The organism is Streptomyces sp. JK94 (genome assembly GCF_053613315.1).
Genome location: NZ_JBSICH010000083.1, coordinates 1 through 4,389, shown reverse-complemented (window position 1 = coordinate 4,389; position 4,389 = coordinate 1). Strand labels below are relative to the sequence as shown.

Below are 4,389 nucleotides of genomic sequence, written 5' to 3'. Positions count from 1 at the left end.
TTCCCCGGTCAGGGGTCGCAGTGGGTGGGTATGGCGGTGGAGCTGCTCGGTGAGGAGCCGGTGTTCGCGGGGCGGATGGCGGAGTGTGCCGCTGCTCTGGAGCCGTATCTGGATGTTCCGCTTCTCGACGCGCTGGGTGAGGGTGCGTTGTTGGAGCGGGTGGAGGTGGTGCAGCCGGCGTTGTGGGCGGTGATGGTGTCGTTGGCGGCGGTGTGGGAGTCGTTCGGTGTGCGGCCGGCTGCCGTTGTGGGTCATTCGCAGGGGGAGATCGCGGCTGCTGTGGTGGCGGGTGCGTTGAGTGTGGCGGACGGGGCGCGGGTGGTGGCGCTGCGCAGCAGGGCGATCGCTGCCGAGTTGGCCGGTCATGGCGGCATGGTGGCCGTACAGCGTCCTGTGGCCGAGGTGGAGGGGCTCGTCGCCGGTTATGGGGGGCGGGTGACGGTCGCGGCCGTCAACGGTCCTGCGTCGACGGTGGTGTCCGGTGGCAGGGAGGCGCTCGACGCGCTGATGGCGGAGTGTGAGGCCGGGGGAGTGCGGGCGCGCCGTGTGCCCGTCGACTACGCCTCCCACTGCGCACAGGTGGAGAACCTCCGCGACGCGATCGAGGAGGCGACGGCCGGCGTGGTGCCGCGTCCGGCGCGGGTGCCGTTCTTCTCGACGGTGACCGCGACGGGTACCGCCGCCGTCACCGGGGACGGCTCCGGGCAGCCGGAGCTGGACGGGGCGTACTGGTACCGCAACCTGCGCTCTCCCGTTCGCTTCGAGGAGACCGTGCGCGCGCTGCTCGACGCCGGGTTCCGCCGGTTCGTCGAGGTCGCCCCGCACCCGGTGCTGACCACCGGCGTACAGGCCACCGCCGAGGACCACGGCGTGAACGTGACCGTCACGGGCACCCTGCGCCGCGACGAGGGCGGCCGGCCGCGTCTGCTGCGGTCGCTCGCCGAGGCGTTCGTGACCGGTGTGCCGGTACGGTGGGCGCGGCTCTACGACGGGCGCCCCGCCCGCCGGGTCGAACTGCCGACGTACGCGTTCCAGCGGAAGCGCTACTGGGTGGAGGGCAACACCGTCCTGCGTGGTGCGGCCGCCCGCCACGACGGCACGAACGGCGCGCACGGCATGGAGGCCACCGGACACGCCCTGCTCGGTGCGGGGGTACCGCTGCCCGGGACCGGCGGATTCCTGCTCACCGGGCGGCTGTCCCCGCGGGACCAGCCCTGGCTGCGCGACCATGCCGTGCGCGGCCTGGTCACGCTGCCCGGCACGGCGCTGCTCGACATGGTCCTGCGCGCCGCCGACGAGGCCGGCTGCGACCGGGTGGAGGAACTGACCCTGGAGACCCCGCTGGTCCTGGACGCGGCCGGGGTGACCCGGGTGCAGGTGCTCGTGTCCGGTGCGGACGAGAACGGCGGCCGGACGGCGGACGTCCACGCCCGTCCCGCGGACTCGGCGTCCGGGGACTGGGTGCGGCACGCGCGCGCCACCCTCGTGCGCGGCGCCGCGCACGAGGACACGACGGACCCGACCGGGACGGCCTGGCCCCCGGCGGACGGACAGCACACGGACACCGCCGGGCTGTACGAACGGCTGGACGCGCGGGGGCTCCGGTACGGACCGGCGTTCCGCGGCCTGACGGACGTCTGGCACGGACCCGAGGGCCGGATCTACGCCGACGTCTGCCTGCCGGATGCCGAACCGTCGGGCTTCGGCATCCACCCGGCACTGCTGGACGCGGCCCTGCACGCCTGGTCGACGGCCCAGGAGGAGGACGGGGCCTCGGTACGGCTGCCGTTCCTGTGGACCGGCGTCACCCTGCACGCCACGGGCGCGACCCGGCTGCGGGCCGTGCTCACCCCGACCACCGAGGACACCCTCTCGGTACGGGTCACCGACACCACGGGGCTGCCGGTCCTGTCCGCCGACGGACTGCTGACCCGTCCGCTGAACGAGGCACACTTCCCGGCGCCCACCGACACCGACGGCGTCACCACGTACCGGGTCGCCTGGACCACCGCGGAGGCACCGGCGACGGCTCGCGACGGCGTACCGTACGGCGTCGCCGTGCTCGGCGCACCGTCCGCCGGCCTCCCCGAGCCCGACCCGGCCCACGGCTCGTACGCCGACCTCGCCGCCCTGCGGGAACACCTGACGCGCGAGGAGGGCGCCGCACCCGGCCACGTCCTGGTGGACCTGCGGTCCGACGTCCCCACGGAGGCCGGCGACGACACCGCCGCAGCGGCGGAGCGCACCGCCCTGCACGCCCTCGACCTCGTACGGCAGTGGCTGGCCGACGAGCGGTTCGCCGCGTCCCGGCTGGTCCTGGTCACCGGGGGAGCGGTACGGGTCAGGGACGGCGAACGGATGGACCACCTCACGGCGTCACCCGTGTGGGGCCTGGTCCGCTCGGCGCAGACCGAACACCCCGGCCGCTTCGTCCTGCTCGACGTGCTCGGAGACCCCGCCACCACGGCACCGGACACGGTGCCGCGCGCCCTGGCCATGACCGCGGACGAACCCCAGCTCGCCGTCCGGGGCGAGGACCTCCTCGTACCGCGACTGGTGCGCCAGGAGACCCCCGCACCGCCCGTACGGCAGAACGAGAAGCCTTCCGCGGCGCCCTCCGCCCCGGCCCGGGACCAAGACTCCGCCGTGGAAGCCGGGGGAGCCGTGGAATCCGTGGAATCCGGGGAGCGGGAACAGCACCTCACGCACGCCGGCAACGGCACTCTGGAAGGCATCACCTGGGGCCCGGCGCCGGACGACGGCCCCGGCCGCGTCCTCGGCGCACGCGAGGTGCGCGTCGCCACCCACGCGGTCGGGCTCAACTTCCGTGACGTGCTGATCCCGCTGGGCATGTACCCGGACGCGGAGAGTGCGCGGATGGGCAGTGAGGGTGCCGGTGTGGTCACCGAGACCGGTCCGGGGGTGACCGGCCTCGTGGTCGGCGACCGGGTGATGGGCCTGGGCGCGGACTGGTTCGGCACACACACCGTGGTGGACGAGCGGGTGCTGGTCGGGATTCCGGGGGACTGGTCGTTCGTGGAGGCGGCGTCGGTGCCGGTGGCGTTCGTGACGGCGTATTACGCGTTGGTGGACGTGGCGGGTGTGCGGGCCGGTGAGTCGGTGCTGGTGCACGCCGCCGCGGGTGGGGTGGGTATGGCCGCGGTGCAGTTGGCGCGGTGGCTGGGTGCGGAGGTGTTCGCGACGGCGAGCGAGGCGAAGTGGCCGGTGGTCCGGGGGTTGGGTGTTCCCGGGGAGCGTATCGCCTCGTCGCGGACGCTGGATTTCGCCGATGCCTTTCGGCCTGGGGTGGATGTGGTGGTGGATTCGCTGGCGGGTGTGTTCGTCGACGCGTCGCTGGGGCTGGTGCGTCCGGGGGGCCGGTTCGTGGAGCTGGGCAAGGCGGACGTCCGGGATGCGCAGGAGGTCGCCGCCGCTCATGACGGTGTGCTGTACCGGGCCTTCGACCTCGCGGAAGTGGCGCCCGAGCGACTCGGCGAGATGCTGCGCGAAGTGGTGGACCTCTTGGAGTCCGGGACGCTGGAGCTGCTGCCGAGGCAGGTGTGGGATGTGCGGCGGGCGGGTGAGGCGTTCGCTGTGATGAGCCGGGCGCGGCATGTGGGCAAGTTGGTGTTGTCGGTGCCGGTGGTGGCCGCGTGCGGTGGTGGTGCCGGTGGTGGGTGGGTGTTGGTGTCGGGTGGGTCGGGGGCGCTGGGTGGTGTGGTGGCGCGGCATCTGGTGGGGGTGCGGGGGGTGCGGCGGCTGGTGTTGCTGAGTCGTCGGGGGGAGCGTGCCGAGGGTGTGGACGGTTTGGTGCGGGAGTTGTCGGCTGCGGGTGCGTCGGTGCGGGTGGTGGCGTGTGATGTGGCTGACCGGGGTGCGCTGGCGGAGGTGGTGGGGGGTCTGCCGGGTGGTGTGTCGGGGGTGGTGCATGCGGCGGGTGTGCTGGATGACGTGATGGTGGCGGGGTTGTCGCCGGAGCGGTTGCGGGGGGTGTTGGCGGCGAAGGTGGCGGGGGCGTGGAATCTGCATGAGGTGGTGTCGGAGGCTGGTGGCGGTGGTGTGGGGATGTTCGTGTTGTTCTCGTCGGCGGCGGGTGTGCTGGGGGGTGCGGGGCAGGCGAACTATGCGGCGGGCAATGCGTTTCTGGACGGGTTGGCGGCGTACCGGCGGGCGCGTGGGTTGTCGGGGGTGTCGGTGGCGTGGGGTATGTGGGATGTACGCAGTGCCATGACCGGGCATCTCGGTGAGGGGGATCTGGCGCGGATGCGGCGGATGGGTGTGCTGCCGATGTCCAACGAGGAGGGGCTGCGGCTCTTCGACATGGCGGAGCGGTCCGCCGACAGTGCGGTCCTGGCCGCCCGGCTCGACCCCCGCACACTCGCGGCCGGC

At 73.5% G+C, this 4,389-nt stretch carries 1 protein-coding gene; it reads left to right on the top strand.

What is annotated here, in order from left to right:
- Positions 1–4,389: SDR family NAD(P)-dependent oxidoreductase (locus ACVV2G_RS33255; protein WP_453846487.1), on the top strand; the 4,389-nt coding region annotated here is incomplete at both ends.